Raw genomic sequence first — 19,265 nt, forward strand, 5'->3', positions numbered from 1 at the left:
AGTTGTTGGAATACATTTTCCTCGCTATGATATGTTCATCTATCATAGGAGGGAAAATGATGACAATACCATCTATCATGATTAAAGACGTACCAAAAGAGGATCGCCCAAGAGAGAGGTTATTAAAATTTGGTGCAGCTCATTTATCCAATCAGGAATTACTAGCAATCCTTCTTGGAAGTGGAACAAAAGAAGAATCTATCATGTCTCTATCCCAAAGAATTTTAATGCATTTTGAAGGGCTAAAGTTATTAAAGGATGCAACGATTGAAGAATTAATGGCCATTAAAGGAATTGGAGAAGCAAAAGGTGTATTAATTCTGTCTGCAATTGAGATTGGGAAACGTATGAATCAATATAAGCCAAATGATCGATATGTGATTCGATCTCCAGAAGATGGAGCAGATTATGTTATGGAAGAAATGCGTAACTTGAATCAAGAACACTTCGTTGTTTTATTCCTCAATACAAAAAATCAAATCATTCATAATCAAACTATATTTATAGGTAGCCTAAATGCCTCCATTGTTCATCCAAGAGAAGTTTATCGGGAAGCCGTTAAACGATCTGCTGCATCTATTATTTGTGCACATAATCATCCCTCTGGCGATCCCACCCCATCTCAAGAAGATATTCATGTAACTAGACGATTAGTTGAATCAGGTAAAATGATCGGCATCGAACTTTTAGACCATTTAATAATAGGGGACAGGAAATTTGTATCGTTAAAAGAAAAAGGTTATTTGTAGGGATATGTAAAAGTAATGAAAAAAGATACTATCAATAAAGGGCTTCTATCTTCATGAGACTACAAAGCTTATAAAAAAGGAAACCAAGCTAATAGAGATCCTCCACGTAGTACTTTTATTAGACTTTTTGAATATCCTCATGTAAACACTATCTATTTTTATATTTTTTTCGTATAATTATATAGACAAGCAAACAGCGCCATTTTTCAATCGAAATTGAAATTGGCGCTTATTAAGATTATATATAATGTATGATAATTACTTTTCATAGTGTAGGGTTCACGTTGCATAAACTACTTATAATCGATATAGTAAAACTACATATGACAAACGAATAGTGAGCTAGAAAGGGAGATCGTTTTTGGGATTATTCAATTTTTCACAAGATTTAGGTATAGATTTAGGAACGGCAAATAGCCTAGTCTTCGTAAAAGGTAAAGGCGTGGTACTACGTGAACCATCAGTAGTAGCTAAAGATATTGTTACGGGGGAAATCGAAGCAGTAGGAAGTTCGGCGAGAAATATGATCGGTAGAACGCCAGGAAATATAACAGTAATTCGTCCGATGAAGGACGGAGTCATTGCTGACTATGAAACAACAGCTGTAATGATGAAATACTATATTAAAAAAGCTATGCGAAATCGATCTTTCTTTGCTAAAAAACCAAATGTTATGATTTGTGTGCCTTCTGGAATTACAATGGTTGAAGAACGTGCGGTAATTGATGCAACAAAACAAGCTGGTGCAAAAGATGCCTTTCCAATTGCAGAACCATTTGCTGCAGCAATAGGAGCGGGGCTACCAGTTTGGGAACCAACAGGTAGTATGATTGTAGATATTGGTGGAGGTACTACTGAAGTTGCGGTAATCTCACTTGGTGGAATAGTTACAAGTCAATCGATTCGTATCGCAGGAGATAAAATGGATGAGGCAATTATATCGTATATTAAAAAGAACTATAATTTAATGGTTGGTGAACGATCGGCTGAATCGATAAAAATGGATTTAGGAACTGCTGGTGAAGTTGTAGAAAATGAAGAAATGGATATTCGTGGTCGCGATTTGGTGACTGGATTACCAAAAACAATTACTGTTTCAGCAAAAGAAATTTCAGCCTCATTAAAAGATATTGTAGATGCAATTGTAGAATCAGTGAAAGATACCTTAGAAAAAACACCTCCAGAGTTAGCAGCTGATATAATGGATCGTGGAATCGTGCTTTCTGGCGGTGGATCGTTGTTAAAGAACTTAGATAATGTAATCAGTGACGAGACAAGCATGCCTGTTTTTGTTACAGAAGATCCATTGGATAGTGTAGCTATCGGCACAGGTAAATCCCTAGAATACATTCAACATTTTCGCTCCCATCCGAATGTATCATCTCGTCCAACTGTAGATTAAGAAGTAGGTGTAATAAATGCCGTTTTTTCGTAAAAAACGCTTGTTTATAATTTTAATTGGAATCATAATTTTAGTTGTATTGATTGGATTTTCTTTGAAATCCAGGGATCAATTATCAACACCAGAACAATTTTTAAAAGACACCGTAGGATGGGCACAGAGTGTTGTTCACACCCCAGTTAATTTTATAGCAAATGTATTTACAAACATAGACGATTTAAAAGATACGTATAAGGAAAATCAAATACTAAAAGAAAAACTTTCCCAATATAAAAGCTTGATTTACGAAGTTCAAGAAATAAAAGAGGATAATGAAGAATTACGGAAAACGTTGGATAAAACTAACTCAATCCGTGATTTTAACCCAATTCAGGCAACGGTTATCTCTCGGACCCCCGAAAGATGGGTTGAACAGGCAACGATCAATAAAGGGTCACAAGATGGTGTTAGACCTAATATGGCTGTTATAACCGCTGATGGTATGGTGGGCAAAATACAATCAACATCTGAATTTTCATCAACGATACAACTCTTAACTGGATTTGATCAATTTAATCGAATTTCCGCGACGATCTCAAGAAAAGAAGGTAACGACATTTTTGGAGTAATCGAGGAATATGACAAAGAAACAAACTCCTTACACTTCAAAATAATTGAAGAATCCGAGTCGGACATTAAAAAAGGAGAAAAAGTTTTTTCAAGTGGAATGGGAGGAGTGTTCCCTGCAGGATTGTTTATTGGTACGGTAAAAGAGGTTGTACCTGATCAATATGGATTAACTAGAACTGCTTTAGTTGATCCAGCTGCAGATATGTTTGAGATAAATAATGTAATTGTAGTCGATAGAACGTTAGAAGAAAAGAAACAAACTGAGAATGTGAAGGAGGAAGAGTAATAATGAAACGTTTATACCTTCCTCTCATTCTCTTCGTTTTCGTCATTTTAGAAGGTGTCGCAATAGAATTACTGCCACCTAGTTTTGTAATAAATGAATTATTAATTATTCCCCACTGGGTATTTATTTTTTTACTGTTCATAGCGATATTTTACGATAATGACCAAACTAATTTTTCTGTCTTATATGGTGCAATTTTTGGATTGTTAATTGATATTGTTTATACAGGTGTTCTAGGAGTTTACATGTTCGCTTATGCTTTCATCATTTATGTCATGCACGGTTTGAGAAAGTTATTACACGGAAATATTTATGTAACCATACTCTTAGGAATTATTGGCATAGCGTTCACCGACTTTACAATTTACCTTATCTATTCCGTTGTTGGGGTTACAAATATGGACATGGTTGATTATCTTCTATATCGACTGCTTCCAACTATTGGTGCAAATTTATTATTTCTCCTAATTTTGTACCCTTTAATCAAAAATCGTTTACTGAAGTGGCAGGATGAACAAGTTTCTAGTAAAACGTAAAACTAAAAACTAGTACATCTGATTTCATGATAAACGTGTAAAGATTTTAAATGAGGTGAACTTATCATGCTCGAGAAGAAACAATTAATTACAATAAAAGGTACTAGAGACGGGCTCACCCTATTTATAGACGACTCTTGCTCCTATCAGGAAGCTTACAATGACTTACGTGAAAAGTTAATGAATAACCGGCCTAAAAAGGATGAACCAGTAGTAAAGGTCAGTGTTCAATTAGGAAATAGGTATTTAAATGAAATACAAACAAATGAGTTAAAGAAATTGATTAGTAGTGAAAACCATTTCTCAGTAGAATCAATCCATTCTGATGTAGTTTCCCGAGCTCACGCGTTAAAATGGATGGAAGATAGTGAAGTGAAGACCATAAACCGAATTATTCGTTCTGGACAAGTAATCACTATAGAAGGAGATTTACTGTTAATAGGTGATGTAAATCCGGGTGGTAAAGTCGAGACGACAGGAAATATTTATATCTTGGGTAGCTTACATGGAATTGCGCATGCAGGAAAAGATGGAAATCGTGACGCAATTATTGTGGCTTCATATATGAAGCCCAGTCAGCTCCGAATTGCGGATTATATAAGTCGAGCACCTGATTATGAAGCTGAAGGTGTCTATATGGAATGTGGCCGAATCGATGAAAAACAAGATAAAATTGTAATTGATAGACTACAAGTTCTTGCAAATAAACAAATTGATTTGAGCGGGTTCGAGAGGAGAATGAATAATGGGTGAAGCAATTGTCATTACATCTGGTAAAGGTGGAGTCGGAAAAACAACGACAACAGCAAACGTTGGAACTGCATTGGCCTTAATGGAGAAAAAAGTATGTTTAATCGATACGGACATTGGTCTTAGAAATTTAGACGTTCTTATGGGGCTAGAAAACCGAATTATCTATGATATAGTCGATGTAATTGAGGAAAGATGTAAATTAAAACAAGCCTTAATCAGGGATAAACGTTTTGACGATCTAGTTCTTTTACCTGCAGCACAAACCAGCGATAAATCAGCAGTTACGACAGATGGTATGAAAAAAATCATTAGCGAACTGAAGCAAATCTATGATTATATTATTATTGACTGTCCCGCTGGTATAGAACAAGGATTTCAGAATGCCGTGGCTGGTGCAGACAAGGCTATAGTTGTTACCACCCCTGAAAAAGCCAGTGTCCGTGATGCAGATAGAATTATCGGGTTGCTTGAACAAGAAGAAATAGAACCACCTAGTCTAGTAATCAATCGAATTCGTAACCATATGATGAAGAGTGGTGATATGCTTGCCGTCGACGAAGTACTACAGATCCTTTCTGTAGACTTGATCGGTATTGTCGTTGATGATGATGAAGTTATCAAAGCGTCAAATAAAGGTGAACCAATAGCACTACAACCTAATTCTAGAGCTTCTATTTCCTATCGCAACATAGCAAGGAGAATCCTTGGAGAATCAGTGCCATTGCAGTCACTTGAAGACGAAAAAGGGATGTTTACGAAAATTAAAAGTTTTTTGGGTATGCGTTGATAGTGTAAAGATGTGAGAAACGGAATATGTTTCTTGCATCTTTTTTTTAACGTCAGTAAGTATAAATTATGGTAAATCTTATAAAAAAACTTCGGCACTCGCCATAAGACTGGTGATTGACGAGTCTTTCTAAAGAGATCAAAAATATTAAATATTACTGTTTTTTAAAGATCTAATAAAAGTGGTAGAGAAATGTATTTTATAGATCGGCAGTGGAAATAAATTGCGAAATAATGAAAATTCATACTTATGGTAACAGAAACTTTGATTTCCGCGGGGGGCAAGGCTAGTGAAGTAACATGTTGACCGTACTGGAAAGGTTGCATGCAGGATGTCAGCTAGCGGACACACGATCCCTTATTTGTGAAAAATAAGTGTAAATGCGGTCGTTATCGGACTCAGGATTCCTTATTTGGGTAAAAACAGTTGAAAATCATGTTTTTTAGCTGAATAAGGCATCGTGTGTCCGTTAATCCTCAAAATAAAGGTGAAAAAGGTAAATAAGGCATCCTCAGTCCGATACCAAGCAGTCGCTAGCCCCCTGCTTAGTTCGCAGTTTATGCTTAAATGGATCTAATGACAATTAGGTTTGGATATATTAAAAAATGAATCCCTAGCAGAGATAGACTTATATGCATATGAATTTTTCAATAACATATCTTGTCCACCTTATTCATACAATGGTAGAAACGTGTGAAAAAGGACGGTGACAACATGGATCCAAAGGTCAAAAAAGTGCGTAAAGCAATTTCAGAACGTAAAAAATCCCGAGGAGTTTCCGGCTCTGATGCTGACAAAAATCTATTTCCACATTTACAAGTTCAGGAAGAAGAAAAGCATGGGTATTTTCCAATTTTTACAGATTCAACAACATCTACAACTAAGAAAAGTAAATTTGTTTCTGGATTTATCCTAAAGGGCATTTTGTCAAGTATACTTTTTTTGGGTACTGCAATACTATTTCAATCCAATAACGATGCTTTAGAGAAACCAAAAGCTATAGCTGCAAGTTTATTTACTAATGAATTTCCTTTTGCGAAAGTAAATCAATGGTACCAGCAAACGTTTGGTACACCGTTAGCATTTTCTCCAAAAGGAAATGTGGATGAACAAGAAAATACATCACTTGCACTCCCGGTATCTGGTAGTATTTCAGAGTCATTTCAATCGAATGGGGAGGGGGTTTTAATAACTCCAGGTGAACCATCCGATATTTCAGTTTTGCGAGAAGGAGTTATTATTTTTGCAGGTAGTGATCCAGAAACTGAAAAAACAATTGTTGTACAGCATGCAGATGGAAGTAAGTCTACATACGGTCACTTAAGTTCCATCAATGTTCATTTGTATCAGTTTGTCGATAATAACCAAGTAATCGGGGAGTTTGTCCCTTCAAAAGAAAGTAAAAGTGTTTATTTTTCTATTCAAAAAAATAATGAATATGTGGATCCTGTCCAGGTGATTGAAGTCGATGACCGACCATAGAATAATACCAACCATTCATATCCACCCAATTCTTATTCTTTTTCTAGTTATTGGCTTCATTACCGGTACGTTTATGCAAATGGTTGTTATTTTAAGTATCGTACTTTTTCACGAACTTGGGCATTTTTTAATGGCCATGTCGTTTAAGTGGAGAATAAAACGCATTACTCTATGGGTTTTTGGCGGTGTGATGGAAACAGAAGAACACGGTAATAGACCTATTTATGAGGAAGCATTAGTTAGTATTGCAGGGCCACTACAACACATATTCATTTATTTGTTTATATTCATTTTTATGCCGCTAGATATTATTCCAAAATCAATAATGGATCTTATTATTTATTATAATAACGTTATATTACTATTTAACTTATTACCAGTTTGGCCGTTAGATGGCGGTAAATTTCTTTTTACTTTACTATCATCGTTTACCCCTTATAAAAAAGCACATACGATAATGATTGTTGGTTCCATTTCATTTAGTATAGCTATATTGTTCACACAATTGTTCATTCTACCTTTTACATTAAGTGCAGTCTGTATTCTATTATTTATTCTTCTTGAAAATAGAACCGAATGGAAGCAGCGATATTATGTGTTTCTTCGATTTTTATCAAGAAGATTTTATGGAGGAAACCATGCGAAAAAAATTGCACCAATCGAAGTTTCTTCTAACACTTCGTTATTTAAGGTGTTCTCGATGTTCATGCGAGAAAAAAAACATATTATATTAGTTCATGATGGATCAACTAATAAAATAACTATAGACGAGCGGGATTGTCTGCGAAGCTATTTTCAAAAAAAACAATATAACATATCGGTTAGCGATGTCGATAAACTAAGTTAAAATCTTGCCAATGCTTGACAATATTAATTAAATCATGGTAATATCAATACGTTATTCATCGTAGCACCAGTGCTACAACCGCACAGAACAGGTTTGTAAACCTTTTAACTACTAGCGATTTGACGCTATGTAAAAGAAGTACCTGTATGGCGAGTCTGAGTCCATTAAGGAGGTGCAAGTATATGTACGCTATTATTGAAACAGGTGGTAAACAAATCAAAGTTACAGAAGGTCAAGAGATCTATGTTGAAAAAGTTACTGGAGAAGCAAATGATTCGGTTACTTTTGACAAGGTGCTTTTCGTTGGTGGAGATGATGTAAAAGTTGGTGCTCCTTACGTGAGTGGTGCATCTGTAACTGCTAAGGTTGAAAAACATGGTCGTCAAAAGAAGATCACTGTTTTCAAGTTCAAACCAAAAAAGAATTATCACCGTAAGCAAGGTCATCGTCAACCTTATACGAAATTAGTGATTGAAAAAATTAATGCATAAAGGTAAGTTTATATGATCCAAGTTACTGTTTATCGTAGTACAAATCAAATTGATGCATTTCGTATTTCTGGACACGCTGGTAGTGGACCCTATGGGTATGACTTGGTATGTGCTGGTGTATCTGCCATATCATTCGGAGCAATAAATGCAGTCATGGAATTGTGTCACACAGACTTGGACATTGAACAGGCTGATGAAGGTGGTTACCTTCACGTAACTCTTCCAGGTCATTTACATAAAAATGAAATGGAAAAGGTACAGCTGTTGTTTGAAGGTATGATTATTTCCTTAAAAACGATTGAGCATGAATATGGTCAATTTATAACGATACAAAGTAAATAAGGAGGTGCAGCAAAATGCTACGTCTAGATTTACAATTTTTCTCTCAGAAAAAAGGTGCTGGTAGCACGAAAAACGGTCGTGATTCTGAATCCAAACGTTTAGGTGCTAAACGTGCTGACGGTCAGTTTGTAACTGGTGGATCTATTCTTTACCGCCAACGCGGAACAAAGATTTATCCAGGTGAAAACGTAGGACGCGGTGGTGATGATACACTATTCGCGAAGACTGATGGTGTTGTGAAATTTGAGCGCTATGGTCGTGACCGCAAAAAAGTTAGTGTATATCCAACTGCACAAGAAGCTTAAATTAATGTGGAACTCCAATCAGCTATCTGATTGGAGTTTTTTCATTTGCAGGTTAGAAAACTGCATGAGTGCAACTAAGGATTTTGCCATCAAGGGCAGGCGATAAGCCAAGTTTTCTAAAATTAGGTCAATGCACGGATAGCATGAAATCGATAACACGATTGAACACCTTTCTAACATTGCGCTTGTACTAAATGACTGGATTACCGGAATTACAAACTTCCATTGTTAGCAGGTATTTTCGCTTTTGCATATATTCTGCTATACTTTTCATATCAACGGAGGGATTTCAGTGGAAGAAAATGAGGTTATGAATTTACTTCGCTATTACCGACACGATATTATGAACGATTTACAAATTGTTCAGGCATACACGAGTATGGGGAAGTTTGAAAAAGTAGAGGACAAGTTAGCAACCTGTATGAGTCGTTTTAATGAAGAACGGAAATTGATGGAATTAAACGCGCCAAGTTTTGCACTTTGGTTAATTCCATTTAATTCTATTCATCCTAATTTCCGCTTTACATACACTATTCATGCTGAAAAAATAGATTTATCGAATATAGATGTTGAACTAAGAAAACAATGTCAAAATTGTATCGAACGCTTGGAAGAGAAATCAGATGAAAAAGAACTTTACGAAGGCGAAATAATACTTGATTATGTTTCAGAAAAAGGTCATGTTCAAGTACAATTTGCTTTAAAGGATCCTACAGGGTTCAATACCAACGCACTAACAAGTACTGTAACAATTCCATGGGATAGAAAAGGTGAAGAATAATGTTTGTAGATCAGGTTAGCGTTTTCGTAAAAGCCGGTGATGGCGGAAATGGTCTTGTTGCTTATCGGCGTGAAAAATATGTACCAAAAGGTGGCCCAGCTGGTGGCGACGGCGGTAACGGTGGCGATGTCATTTTTGAAGTAGATGAAGGATTAAATACATTAATGGATTTTCGTTATAACCGGCATTTTAAAGCAAAACGCGGTGAAAATGGAATGAGCAAAACACAACATGGAAAAAATGCTGCACCATTAGTAGTTCCAGTACCACCAGGAACTACCGTGATCGATGAGGATACGGATCAGGTTATTGCAGATTTAACGACTCATAAGCAACGAGCAGTTATTGCTACTGGGGGCAGGGGTGGACGTGGAAATACTCGCTTTGCTACACCACGAAACCCCGCACCTGATTTTGCTGAAAATGGTGAACCAGGAAAAGAACGGAATATTAAAGTAGAACTTAAGTTAATAGCTGATGTCGGATTAGTTGGATTTCCTAGTGTGGGTAAATCAACATTACTATCAGTTGTAAGTGCTGCCAGACCAAAAATAGCGGATTATCATTTTACAACGCTCAGTCCAAATTTAGGTGTGGTGGAAACAAGTGATCAGCGAAGCTTTGTAATGGCTGATTTGCCTGGATTAATTGAGGGGGCAAGTGAAGGAGTAGGTTTAGGACATCAGTTTCTAAGACACGTAGAAAGAACCAGATTAATCGTTCACGTTATTGATATGGCCGGAACAGAAGGTCGTGACCCTTATGAGGATTTCCTTAAAATTAATGAGGAATTAAAGGAATACGACTTAAAATTGATGGAACGTCCGCAAATCATTGCAGCAAATAAAATGGATATGCCGAATGCAGAAGATAATTTAACCATTTTTAAAGAAAAAATAAATGATGAATTTCCAGTATACCCTATTTCAGCTGTAACGAAGGATGGTCTACGCGATGTATTATTTGCAGTAGCAGATAAACTAGATGAAATTCCAAAAACGAGTACCACTATTGAAGATATCGATGAAAAAGTAGTGTACCGTTTTCAAAAGGAAGAAGAACCGTTTTCCATCACACGAGATCCGGACGGGGCTTTTGTCTTACAAGGTATGAAAATAGAAAAGCTGTTTAAAATGACAGATTTTAATCGTGATGAAGCTATTCAACGATTTGCACGTCAAATGCGTGGCATGGGAGTAGATGAAGCACTCAGAAAGCGTGGCGCAAAAGACGGTGATACTATACGATTAATGGATTATGAGTTTGAGTTTATTGAATAAGATAATATACTACCTTTTCTTGTATGGGAAAGGTAGTATTTTTTTCTTTATTCGACTAATTTTTGGAGTTTCAACAATGTTGGTATAAGGTGATAGATGCACATTCGAAGTAAACTGCGAACGAATGAAAATTCATACTTATGGTAAAAGCAACGTTAATTTTCGCTGCGCGCAAGGCTAGTGAAGTAACATTTTCGAGGGTACTGGAAAGATTGCATGCAGGATGTCAGCTTGCGGACACACGATACCTTATTTGTGAAAAATAAGGGTAAATGCGGTTGTTATCGGACTCAGGATTCCTTATTTGGGTAAAAACAGTTGAAAATCATGTTTTTTAGCTGAATAAGGCATCGTGTGTCCGTTAACCTTCAAAATAAAGGCAAAAAAGGTAAATAGGGCATCCTTAGTCCGATACCAAGTAGTGTCCTTGGCGTGCTATTCGTTCAGAATGTTTAGTTTACAGCTGAAGAAAAATGCGAAGTAGTGAAAAAGTCTGGTTTCAACTTGTTTTTACCTAAATAAGGTCTTCTGATTCCGCTTAACCCATACCCAAAAAGTAAAAATGCTTCTGTGTCCGTTCTGTGACAACCAGGTATAAAAGCCAATCTTATCTTTTTGAAAACGATAAGCCACATAGAAGATTGGTTATAGCTCTCAGGGATGAATGACGCTCTTGCTCTTTTCTTATCAACTTTTTCTGGGTATGTGCATATGTTGTATTGTATGGTTGCCCAAAATGAATTAGAAATGAAAGGAGACTGAATTAGTTTGAAAATACACATTGTTAAGAAGGGGGATACTTTGTGGGAAATTGCTAAGCAATATAATGTAGACTTTGAACAGTTAAAACAAGCAAACTCACAATTATCTAGCCCTGATATGATTATGCCTGGTATGAAAATAACCATCCCTAGTAACGCGAAGCCAGTGAAAAAAGAAAACACGAATATGAATATGAAAGAAAAAGAAAAAGTAAAAACACCATACAAAGACATTTCACCTAAGCCGATGCCGGTAGTAAAAGAAGATGAGAAAGAAAAACCAATTATGAAACAAAAACCACCAATGCATCAAAAACCATCAATGCATCAAATGCCTGCTATGGACCAGGATTTTTATCAAAATACAACGATTAATTTTACACAAATGCCTCCGAAGCATATGCCAAAAAAAGAAACAAAGCCCAACGAAAAAATGCCTCAGATGATGCCGCAAATGATGCCCCAATACATGCCAGTTCCAATGTGTTGCTATCCGATGCATCCACAACACCATCAGATGCACCATGGTAATGTAGCACCAATGCACATGATGCCACCCATGCCAAAAAAGCAGCATGGATGTGGATGTGATGGCGTAAAGTCAGCTTATGATGATGATTATATGAAGCATATGTACGGAAATTTGCCGGAAATGGAAATGCCAAAAAAACCAAAACATACCTATGCTGATCCAATGATGCCTAACCATCAATATGATCAGAACTATCCTAAAATGGGTGGGAATAAAGGATATGGTAACCCGTATCCAACACCACCGGGTTTTCAACCTTTTCCAACAGCTAACTTTAGGGACGATGAGGAAGAATCAGACGAATAGGAAAAATGGAGAGACGAGATAACCAATTTATCGTCTCTCCATTTTTGTGTTTTAAGTGGTTAACTTTTTTCGTATTAACCAAACAATGTTAAGATAGAAGATAATTTATGATTACGAAAGGAGCAATTTAAGTGGAAAAAACAATAGAAAAAATTGTGCAATGGTTACGCGATCAAATAGAAGAAGCAAACGTTAAAGGTCTGTTAGTTGGCGTTAGTGGTGGGTTAGATTCAGCAGTGGTAGCAAATTTAATCAAACGTGCCGCTCCTGACCATTCACTTGGAGTTATTATGCCACTTGATAGCAGTCCAGATAGTGTTATTGATGCTGAAAAAGTAATTGAAAAATGCGGTATTGACAAAATTACAATTGATTTAACAGAAACACATAAGGTTATGTATGACCAGATACAAAGCAAATTAAAGGACAAGCAGGAATGGCAGGAAAAAAATGATCAATTGGCGAATGCCAATCTACGGGCTCGGTTGCGTATGAGCACTGCTTATTCCCTCGCAACAAACTACAACTATTTAGTTGTCGGTACAGACAATGCGGCTGAATGGTATACAGGATATTTTACAAAATACGGAGATGGTGGAGTAGATATTTTACCAATTGTTGAATTCACAAAACAAGAAGTTCGTGAAATGGCTAGAGTTCTTGGTGTCCCAGATGAAGTAATTAATAAAAAACCAAGTGCTGATTTATGGGAAGGACAAACGGACGAACAAGAAATGGGGACATCATACGATAAGATTGATTCATTTTTAAAAGGTGAAGAGATTCCTGAACATGATAAAAAAGTAATAGAGGCGATGCATAAACGTACGGAACATAAACGAAAAGGTGCTAATCAATTTCGCTTGTGATAAAAAATTCCTATAATTAACTAGGTTAAAAACACCTTCTTTATACATGCTAATGAAAAGGAGGTGTTTTTTGTATGAAATTACTAGTTACTTTCATTTTTGCGGTATTGGTAATAAGCGGTTGTAATAATCAAAATAACGAGGAAACTAACCAAGCTCAACCTGAGACACAATCGCTTCACTATGAAACAAACGAAGAGCGAGATGATCGCCTTAACATACGAAATAAAACAATAGGTGAAGAAGGTGGTTATCCTCAATCAGAACCAGACGAACTAAACCGTGGAGACAACACATCGGGCGGTAATACTGATATATTTACAAATGAGCAATCAAAAGAAATTGCCAACCATTTGATGAAACAGGAAGAAATTAGGCTAGCTCAAGTAGCTATTAACGAAGAGAAAGTGGTTGTAGGTGTTATGCTTAACGATCATGATAATCATGCAATAACTGATGAAATTGAAAAAGAAGTTCAAAAGTTTGAGTCCAATAAAACAGTAATCGTATACACCGATGATATTTATTGGGATCGAATGAGTAATTTAAAATCAAGGCTTCATCAGTCTCATTTTCCAAATGAATTAAAAGATGAAATTCAACGATTGTTTAACCCAAATCGATAAAAAACCTTTGCGCTTATGCAAAGGTTTTTGCTTTTATTTTAGTTTATATGACAACGAAAATTTGATATAGTAAAGAAAGAAATTTTCTAGAGAGGAGAATGTCCAAATGGCTGGTCATTCTAAATGGAAGAATATACAGAGAAGAAAAAATGCACAGGATGCGAAAAAAGGAAAAATCTTTATGCGTCATGCAAAAGATATATATACAGCTGCAAAGCAAGGTGGCGGAGATGTTGCAACAAATGCATCGCTTCGGCTAGCGGTAGATAAAGCGAAGGCTGACAATATGCCGAGTGACAATATTGATCGTGCTATTAAGAAAGCAACTGGCACACTTGATGGAGCAAACTATGAAGAAATCACGTACGAAGGGTATGGGCCTGGTGGTGTAGCTGTAATCGTTCATATTCTAACAGACAATAAAAATCGAACTGCAGCTGAAATACGTCATGCATTTAAAAAGAGCGACGGTAACTTAGGGGAAAGTGGCTGTGTATCCTTTATGTTTGACCGAAGAGGGTACATCGTTATTGATAATGTAGAAGGAACTATCGATGAGGAAGAAATTACACTCGAAGCTATTGAAGCTGGTGCCGAGGATATTGCTATTGAAGATGGTGCTTATGAAATTTTTACAGCACCCGAAGATTTTGAAGCTGTACGTGATCATTTGAGTGAACAAAATTATCCGATTTCTGATGCTGAAATTACGTTAATTCCACAAACATATAGCTCCTTACCAGAATCTGATGAAGAAAAAATGCTACAGTTAATTGACACGTTAGAAGATAATGAAGATGTACAAGATATTCATCATAATTTAGAGTTGAGTTAGCATGGAGACTTCTATTCCAACTGTGAATAGAAGTTTTATTGTTATTTATGTTATGATAGATGAGATGATGAGTAGAGGGGAAAAATCATGATTGCTTACATAAAAGGGAAAGTTACATATATACAGGACGAGTCAGTTATCGTTGATGTGCAAGGGGTTGGGTATGAGATAGTGTGTTCCAATCCTTTTGTTTTTCAAGCACAACTAAATGAAGATACGTTAATATTTACGCATCATCATGTACGTGAAGATGCACAAATTTTATATGGATTTAAAAATCAGGAGCAAAAATCACTTTTTACAAAGCTTTTACAGGTTTCAGGGATTGGACCCAAAGGAGCACTTGCAATATTAGGTTCAGTAAATGTAGGTGATTTCGTTGCAGCTGTTGAACGTGAAGATGATAAGTTTTTAACCAGTTTTCCTGGTGTCGGAAAAAAGACTGCAAGACAGGTGATCTTAGATCTAAAAGGAAAATTAACGTCAATGCTGTCTATTCAAGGGGAATCATCCACAGAACAAAATGATCAACATACTAATGTTGAAGGGTTAGCTGAAGCTCAAGAAGCGTTACGTGCACTAGGCTATTCAGAACGTGAAATTAAAGCCGTGATACCACAATTGCAAAAAGAAAACATATCAAATACAGATGAAGCTATTCGCAAGGCTTTATCGTTATTAATGAAAAATTAACAAGGGGAGATTGAAATGGAAGAACGGATGGTCACAGGTGAATTACAGGAAGAAGATTCTTCTGTTGAACTTAGTCTTCGCCCCACTTCTTTAGGACAATATATAGGACAAGATAAGGTGAAAGAAAATTTACATATTTTCATTCAAGCAGCAAAAATGCGTGAAGAACCATTGGATCATGTTTTGTTGTATGGACCACCTGGACTTGGAAAGACGACATTAGCTGCAATTATTGCCAACGAAATGGGTGTACAATTTCGATCAACTTCTGGTCCGGCTATCGAACGTGCAGGGGATTTAGCTGCTATTTTGTCATCTTTAGAACCGGGTGATGTGTTGTTTATAGATGAAGTACATCGATTACCACGCTCTGTTGAAGAGGTACTTTATCCTGCGATGGAGGATTTTTTTCTTGATATTGTTATTGGGACTGGTCCAAGCGCAAGATCAGTAAGGATTGATTTACCTCCTTTTACATTGGTAGGAGCAACTACCCGAGCAGGATTATTATCTGCACCACTACGAGATCGGTTTGGTGTATTGAGTCGATTGGAATATTATGAAACGAAAGATTTGTGCTCAATAGTTGAACGAACTGCTGATATATTTCAAACAACCATTACGAAGGATGCTGCTATTGAGGTGGCAAGAAGGTCTAGAGGCACACCAAGAATTGCTAATCGCTTGTTAAAAAGAATTCGCGATATTTCTCAGGTCAAAGGAGAAAAGGAAATTAGCCTCGAAACGACCGAACTCGCATTGGAAATGTTGCAAGTCGATGATGTTGGTCTTGATCATATTGACCATAAATTATTAAAAGGAATAATCGATGGATTTCAAGGTGGTCCAGTTGGTTTGGATACAATTGCAGCGACAATTGGTGAAGAATCACAGACTATAGAAGATGTTTATGAGCCATACTTATTACAAATAGGCTTTATCCAACGGACACCGAGAGGTAGAGTGGTAACACAAAAAGCTTATCAACACTTTGGTATAAAAAAAGGGAACGATTAACATGAGTATGGGAAAAGTATTTATTGTATTAGGCATTGTTTTTATCATAATTGGTGTGATTTGGTCACTATTTGGTAAATTACCAGGAGATATTAGCATTAAACGTGGAAACTTTTCCTTTCACTTTCCCATTATGACATCCATCGTAGTTAGTGTAATTCTATCCATCATCTTGTTTTTAATAGGAAAAATGAAGTAACAAAAGCGTAAGTGCCCGTTAATTTGCGTATGACCTACACCCACGCAAAGTAGCGATTTTAATCGACCTTCCTCCGTATGAGATAAAGGAAACATGCCACTAAAAAAGGGGGATGCGACGTTGGGCGGCAAGCCGTTCTTAGTCGGCCCTCCTTCGTAAGAATCGATGTTGATTTATCGTAAGAAGGTACCGATGGCATTAGCAAATGGGCATTGGAGCTGGAGTAAGAAAGGATTTGTCAGTGCATCATGGATATAAATGATTTTGATTTTAATTTACCAGAGCACCTAATTGCTCAAACACCATTAGCAGATCGCTCGTCGTCAAGATTACTAACACTTAACCGCGGATCAAAAAAGGTGGAGCATAACCATTTTACGGACATTAAAAATTACCTTAAAAAAGGTGATTGTTTGGTTCTAAATGATACAAAGGTGTTACCAGCAAGACTATACGGAATAAAAGGTGACACAGGTGCAAGGGTAGAAGTATTGTTGCTTACCCAGCAAGAAGAGGATTGCTGGGAGGTGTTAGCTAAACCAGCCAAAAAGATAAAGGTTGGGACAGAGTTAACGTTTGGTGATGGAAAGCTAAAAGCCATTTGTCTCGCAACAAAAGATCATGGTGGGCGAATTTTACAGTTTAGCTATGATGGGATATTTTACGAGGTATTGGATGAACTAGGTGAAATGCCATTACCACCTTATATTAAAGAACAGCTTCCTGAAAAGAATCGATACCAAACCGTATACGCTAAAGAAGAAGGATCAGCAGCTGCACCTACCGCAGGTCTTCATTTCACGGATGAATTGCTTCGTGAGCTGAAAGAAATGGGGGTAATCATTACCTTTATAACATTACATGTTGGACTGGGAACTTTTCGCCCTGTTAGTGTGGATAATGTAGATGAACATGTTATGCATTCTGAGTTTTATCACATGACAGAGGAAACGGCAGCTACACTTCGTGACGTTAGAAAGAATAACGGTAGAATTATTTCCGTCGGTACAACTTCCACTCGAACGCTTGAAACGATTACACGAGACCATGACGGTGAATTTGTTGCTTCAAGTGGTTGGACAGATATTTTTATCTATCCACCATACAAATTTCAAGCAATCGATGGATTGATTACAAATTTTCATCTACCTAAATCAACATTAATCATGCTGGTTAGCGCGTTGGTAGACCGTGAAAGTATTTTACGAGCATACAATGAAGCTGTAAAAGAAGAATATCGCTTTTTTAGCTTTGGAGACGCTATGTTAATTTTATAATAAAAGGAACGAATAATATGACTGCTATTACGTATGAATTAATAAAGACATGTAAACAAACAGGTGCACGACTAGGAAAAGTGCACACCCCACATGGCTCTTTTGATACACCAATGTTTATGCCTGTCGGAACACTTGCAACAGTTAAAACGATGAGTCCCGAAGAATTGAAAGGAATGGAAGCGAAAATCATTCTTTCAAACACGTATCATTTGTGGCTCAGACCTGGTGAAGACATTATTAAAGAAGCGGGTGGCCTTCACAAGTTTATGAACTGGGACAGACCTATTTTAACCGATTCTGGTGGGTTTCAAGTGTTTAGTCTCAGTCAAATTCGAGAAATTCAAGAAGAAGGCGTGCATTTTCGCAACCACATCAGTGGTGAAAAGTTGTTTTTATCACCCGAAAAGGCGATGCAAATCCAAAATGCTTTAGGCTCTGATATTATGATGGCTTTTGATGAATGTCCACCATACCCAGCTACGTATGAATACATGAAAGCATCTGTAGAACGTACATCTAGATGGGCAGAAAGATGTTTGGAAGCACACCAAAATCCGAATACGCAAGGTTTATTTGGAATCATCCAGGGTGGAGAATTCGAAGAACTTCGAAAACAGAGTGCAAAGGATCTCGCTTCATTAGATTTTCCCGGCTATGCTATTGGCGGTTTATCTGTTGGGGAGCCAAAGGATATTATGAATAGGATGCTGGAATACACTACTCCATTAATGCCTTCCGATAAACCTAGATATCTGATGGGGGTGGGGTCACCAGACTCACTAATTGATGGCGCAATTCGTGGCGTGGACATGTTTGATTGCGTATTACCAACTCGTATAGCACGTAATGGGACATGCATGACATCGAACGGTCGACTTGTCGTTCGAAATGCAAAATACGCGAGAGATTTTTCACCTATCGATGAAAATTGTGATTGCCATGTTTGCAAAAATTACACCCGTGCTTATATCCGACATTTAATTAAATGTAATGAAACATTCGGATTCAGGCTTACTACTTATCATAACCTGCATTTTCTGTTAAAATTAATGGAACAAGTGCGAACAGCGATAAGCGAAGATCGACTTGGTGATTTTAAAGAGGCATTCTTTGAACAATATGGTTTCAATCAACCGAATGCAAAGAATTTTTAGAGAGAGGGGGGAACGAATTGGAAACGTTATATAGTCTACTTCCGATAATCTTAATGTTTGTTATTTTTTACTTCTTGTTGATTCGTCCACAACAGAAGCGTCAAAAGCAAGTAAAACAAATGCAATCAGATCTTAAAAAAGGTGATTCAGTAATCACGATAGGTGGATTTCATGGTACAATCCATGCAATCGACGAAGCTACCGTTATTATTGCGGCCGACAATGTAAAGCTTACATATGATCGTTCTGCTATTCGTGAAGTTATTAGTTCTCATGCTTCAGAATAATAGACACATGGAAAAGCTAACATAGGACATGCTGTTGTTCAAATTCGATACAACAT

General features: G+C 36.8%; 23 protein-coding genes and 1 other annotated feature. All 23 genes read left to right on the plus strand.

Annotation, left to right across the window (positions count from 1 at the left end):
* The first annotated feature begins 59 nt into the window (after positions 1–59).
* The 23 genes from radC (at position 60) to yajC (ending at position 19,209) form a co-directional block, all read left to right on the plus strand.
* Positions 60–749, plus strand: coding sequence for a RadC family protein (gene radC, locus ACY9Z2_RS04015; protein ID WP_463608330.1), 690 nt, complete (start codon positions 60–62; stop codon positions 747–749).
* A 361-nt stretch (positions 750–1,110) separates the two neighbouring features.
* Positions 1,111–2,151 (plus strand): rod shape-determining protein, encoded by a 1,041-nt coding sequence (locus ACY9Z2_RS04020; RefSeq protein ID WP_463608331.1) that lies wholly within the window; start codon positions 1,111–1,113, stop codon positions 2,149–2,151.
* A 16-nt stretch (positions 2,152–2,167) separates the two neighbouring features.
* The gene (mreC, locus tag ACY9Z2_RS04025) at positions 2,168–3,046 is read left to right on the plus strand and encodes a rod shape-determining protein MreC (RefSeq protein WP_463608332.1); all 879 of its coding nucleotides are present in this window, start codon (positions 2,168–2,170) and stop codon (positions 3,044–3,046) included.
* Between the two features lie 2 nt (positions 3,047–3,048).
* Positions 3,049–3,582 (plus strand): rod shape-determining protein MreD, encoded by a 534-nt coding sequence (gene mreD, locus ACY9Z2_RS04030; protein ID WP_463608333.1) that lies wholly within the window; start codon positions 3,049–3,051, stop codon positions 3,580–3,582.
* Positions 3,583–3,648: 66 nt separating this feature from the next.
* Positions 3,649–4,335 carry a septum site-determining protein MinC gene (minC, locus tag ACY9Z2_RS04035; protein WP_463608334.1) on the plus strand — a complete coding sequence of 229 codons (687 nt, stop codon included), beginning with the start codon at positions 3,649–3,651 and terminating at the stop codon, positions 4,333–4,335.
* Positions 4,328–5,122 carry a septum site-determining protein MinD gene (minD, locus tag ACY9Z2_RS04040; RefSeq protein ID WP_463608335.1) on the plus strand — a complete coding sequence of 265 codons (795 nt, stop codon included), beginning with the start codon at positions 4,328–4,330 and terminating at the stop codon, positions 5,120–5,122. The genes minC and minD overlap by 8 nt, the downstream gene beginning before the upstream one ends.
* Positions 5,123–5,836: 714 nt before the next feature.
* The gene (locus tag ACY9Z2_RS04045; protein ID WP_463608336.1) at positions 5,837–6,604 is read left to right on the plus strand and encodes a peptidoglycan DD-metalloendopeptidase family protein; all 768 of its coding nucleotides are present in this window, start codon (positions 5,837–5,839) and stop codon (positions 6,602–6,604) included.
* The gene (locus ACY9Z2_RS04050) at positions 6,591–7,451 is read left to right on the plus strand and encodes a M50 family metallopeptidase (protein ID WP_463608337.1); all 861 of its coding nucleotides are present in this window, start codon (positions 6,591–6,593) and stop codon (positions 7,449–7,451) included. Before ACY9Z2_RS04045 ends, ACY9Z2_RS04050 begins: the two co-directional genes overlap by 14 nt.
* 66 nt (positions 7,452–7,517) lie before the next feature.
* Positions 7,518–7,618, plus strand: a sequence feature (ribosomal protein L21 leader region).
* A 15-nt stretch (positions 7,619–7,633) separates the two neighbouring features.
* Positions 7,634–7,942, plus strand: coding sequence for a 50S ribosomal protein L21 (gene rplU, locus ACY9Z2_RS04055; RefSeq protein WP_463608338.1), 309 nt, complete (start codon positions 7,634–7,636; stop codon positions 7,940–7,942).
* Between the two features lie 12 nt (positions 7,943–7,954).
* Positions 7,955–8,284: a ribosomal-processing cysteine protease Prp gene (locus ACY9Z2_RS04060; RefSeq protein ID WP_463608339.1), complete on the plus strand. Its 330-nt coding sequence runs from the start codon at positions 7,955–7,957 to the stop codon at positions 8,282–8,284.
* A gap of 14 nt (positions 8,285–8,298) precedes the next feature.
* Positions 8,299–8,589, plus strand: coding sequence for a 50S ribosomal protein L27 (gene rpmA, locus ACY9Z2_RS04065; RefSeq protein ID WP_463608340.1), 291 nt, complete (start codon positions 8,299–8,301; stop codon positions 8,587–8,589).
* A 292-nt stretch (positions 8,590–8,881) separates the two neighbouring features.
* Complete coding sequence (locus tag ACY9Z2_RS04070) at positions 8,882–9,370, plus strand: Spo0B domain-containing protein (protein WP_463608341.1); 489 nt, start codon at positions 8,882–8,884, stop codon at positions 9,368–9,370.
* A complete protein-coding gene (gene obgE / locus ACY9Z2_RS04075) occupies positions 9,370–10,650 on the plus strand; it encodes a GTPase ObgE (protein ID WP_463608342.1) in 1,281 nt (426 codons plus the stop codon). Before ACY9Z2_RS04070 ends, obgE begins: the two co-directional genes overlap by 1 nt.
* Positions 10,651–11,451: 801 nt before the next feature.
* Positions 11,452–12,249 carry a SafA/ExsA family spore coat assembly protein gene (gene safA, locus ACY9Z2_RS04080; protein ID WP_463608343.1) on the plus strand — a complete coding sequence of 266 codons (798 nt, stop codon included), beginning with the start codon at positions 11,452–11,454 and terminating at the stop codon, positions 12,247–12,249.
* A 131-nt stretch (positions 12,250–12,380) separates the two neighbouring features.
* A complete protein-coding gene (nadE, locus tag ACY9Z2_RS04085; RefSeq protein ID WP_463608344.1) occupies positions 12,381–13,118 on the plus strand; it encodes an NAD(+) synthase in 738 nt (245 codons plus the stop codon).
* A gap of 74 nt (positions 13,119–13,192) precedes the next feature.
* Positions 13,193–13,744: a YhcN/YlaJ family sporulation lipoprotein gene (locus tag ACY9Z2_RS04090; protein ID WP_463608345.1), complete on the plus strand. Its 552-nt coding sequence runs from the start codon at positions 13,193–13,195 to the stop codon at positions 13,742–13,744.
* Between the two features lie 106 nt (positions 13,745–13,850).
* Complete coding sequence (locus ACY9Z2_RS04095; RefSeq protein ID WP_463608346.1) at positions 13,851–14,579, plus strand: YebC/PmpR family DNA-binding transcriptional regulator; 729 nt, start codon at positions 13,851–13,853, stop codon at positions 14,577–14,579.
* 87 nt (positions 14,580–14,666) lie between these two features.
* Complete coding sequence (gene ruvA / locus ACY9Z2_RS04100) at positions 14,667–15,272, plus strand: Holliday junction branch migration protein RuvA (RefSeq protein WP_463608347.1); 606 nt, start codon at positions 14,667–14,669, stop codon at positions 15,270–15,272.
* Between the two features lie 15 nt (positions 15,273–15,287).
* Positions 15,288–16,289: a Holliday junction branch migration DNA helicase RuvB gene (ruvB, locus tag ACY9Z2_RS04105; protein WP_463608348.1), complete on the plus strand. Its 1,002-nt coding sequence runs from the start codon at positions 15,288–15,290 to the stop codon at positions 16,287–16,289.
* A gap of 1 nt (position 16,290) precedes the next feature.
* Positions 16,291–16,488, plus strand: a complete 198-nt coding sequence (locus ACY9Z2_RS04110) for a DUF2905 domain-containing protein (RefSeq protein WP_463608349.1) — start codon at positions 16,291–16,293, stop codon at positions 16,486–16,488.
* Positions 16,489–16,736: 248 nt separating this feature from the next.
* Complete coding sequence (gene queA / locus ACY9Z2_RS04115) at positions 16,737–17,765, plus strand: tRNA preQ1(34) S-adenosylmethionine ribosyltransferase-isomerase QueA (RefSeq protein WP_463608350.1); 1,029 nt, start codon at positions 16,737–16,739, stop codon at positions 17,763–17,765.
* A 17-nt stretch (positions 17,766–17,782) separates the two neighbouring features.
* On the plus strand, positions 17,783–18,922 hold the full coding sequence (gene tgt, locus ACY9Z2_RS04120; RefSeq protein WP_463608351.1) for a tRNA guanosine(34) transglycosylase Tgt: 1,140 nt from the start codon (positions 17,783–17,785) through the stop codon (positions 18,920–18,922).
* A gap of 17 nt (positions 18,923–18,939) precedes the next feature.
* Positions 18,940–19,209 carry a preprotein translocase subunit YajC gene (gene yajC / locus ACY9Z2_RS04125; protein WP_463608352.1) on the plus strand — a complete coding sequence of 90 codons (270 nt, stop codon included), beginning with the start codon at positions 18,940–18,942 and terminating at the stop codon, positions 19,207–19,209.
* The last annotated feature ends 56 nt before the right edge of the window (positions 19,210–19,265 follow it).

The sequence above is a fragment of the Virgibacillus sp. GM2-2 genome (genome assembly GCF_055329585.1).

Bases quoted from the DNA above. Each gene is read 5' to 3' on its own strand.
- radC (WP_463608330.1), top strand. From the start codon at position 60: ATGACAATACCATCTATCATGATTAAAGACGTACCAAAAGAGGATCGC.
- mreC (WP_463608332.1), top strand. From the start codon at position 2,168: ATGCCGTTTTTTCGTAAAAAACGCTTGTTTATAATTTTAATTGGAATC.
- mreD (WP_463608333.1), top strand. From the start codon at position 3,049: ATGAAACGTTTATACCTTCCTCTCATTCTCTTCGTTTTCGTCATTTTA.
- minC (WP_463608334.1), top strand. From the start codon at position 3,649: ATGCTCGAGAAGAAACAATTAATTACAATAAAAGGTACTAGAGACGGG.
- minD (WP_463608335.1), top strand. From the start codon at position 4,328: ATGGGTGAAGCAATTGTCATTACATCTGGTAAAGGTGGAGTCGGAAAA.
- ACY9Z2_RS04045 (WP_463608336.1), top strand. From the start codon at position 5,837: ATGGATCCAAAGGTCAAAAAAGTGCGTAAAGCAATTTCAGAACGTAAA.
- ACY9Z2_RS04050 (WP_463608337.1), top strand. From the start codon at position 6,591: ATGACCGACCATAGAATAATACCAACCATTCATATCCACCCAATTCTT.
- rplU (WP_463608338.1), top strand. From the start codon at position 7,634: ATGTACGCTATTATTGAAACAGGTGGTAAACAAATCAAAGTTACAGAA.
- ACY9Z2_RS04060 (WP_463608339.1), top strand. From the start codon at position 7,955: ATGATCCAAGTTACTGTTTATCGTAGTACAAATCAAATTGATGCATTT.
- rpmA (WP_463608340.1), top strand. From the start codon at position 8,299: ATGCTACGTCTAGATTTACAATTTTTCTCTCAGAAAAAAGGTGCTGGT.
- obgE (WP_463608342.1), top strand. From the start codon at position 9,370: ATGTTTGTAGATCAGGTTAGCGTTTTCGTAAAAGCCGGTGATGGCGGA.
- ACY9Z2_RS04090 (WP_463608345.1), top strand. From the start codon at position 13,193: ATGAAATTACTAGTTACTTTCATTTTTGCGGTATTGGTAATAAGCGGT.
- ACY9Z2_RS04095 (WP_463608346.1), top strand. From the start codon at position 13,851: ATGGCTGGTCATTCTAAATGGAAGAATATACAGAGAAGAAAAAATGCA.
- ruvA (WP_463608347.1), top strand. From the start codon at position 14,667: ATGATTGCTTACATAAAAGGGAAAGTTACATATATACAGGACGAGTCA.
- ruvB (WP_463608348.1), top strand. From the start codon at position 15,288: ATGGAAGAACGGATGGTCACAGGTGAATTACAGGAAGAAGATTCTTCT.
- ACY9Z2_RS04110 (WP_463608349.1), top strand. From the start codon at position 16,291: ATGAGTATGGGAAAAGTATTTATTGTATTAGGCATTGTTTTTATCATA.
- queA (WP_463608350.1), top strand. From the start codon at position 16,737: ATGGATATAAATGATTTTGATTTTAATTTACCAGAGCACCTAATTGCT.
- tgt (WP_463608351.1), top strand. From the start codon at position 17,783: ATGACTGCTATTACGTATGAATTAATAAAGACATGTAAACAAACAGGT.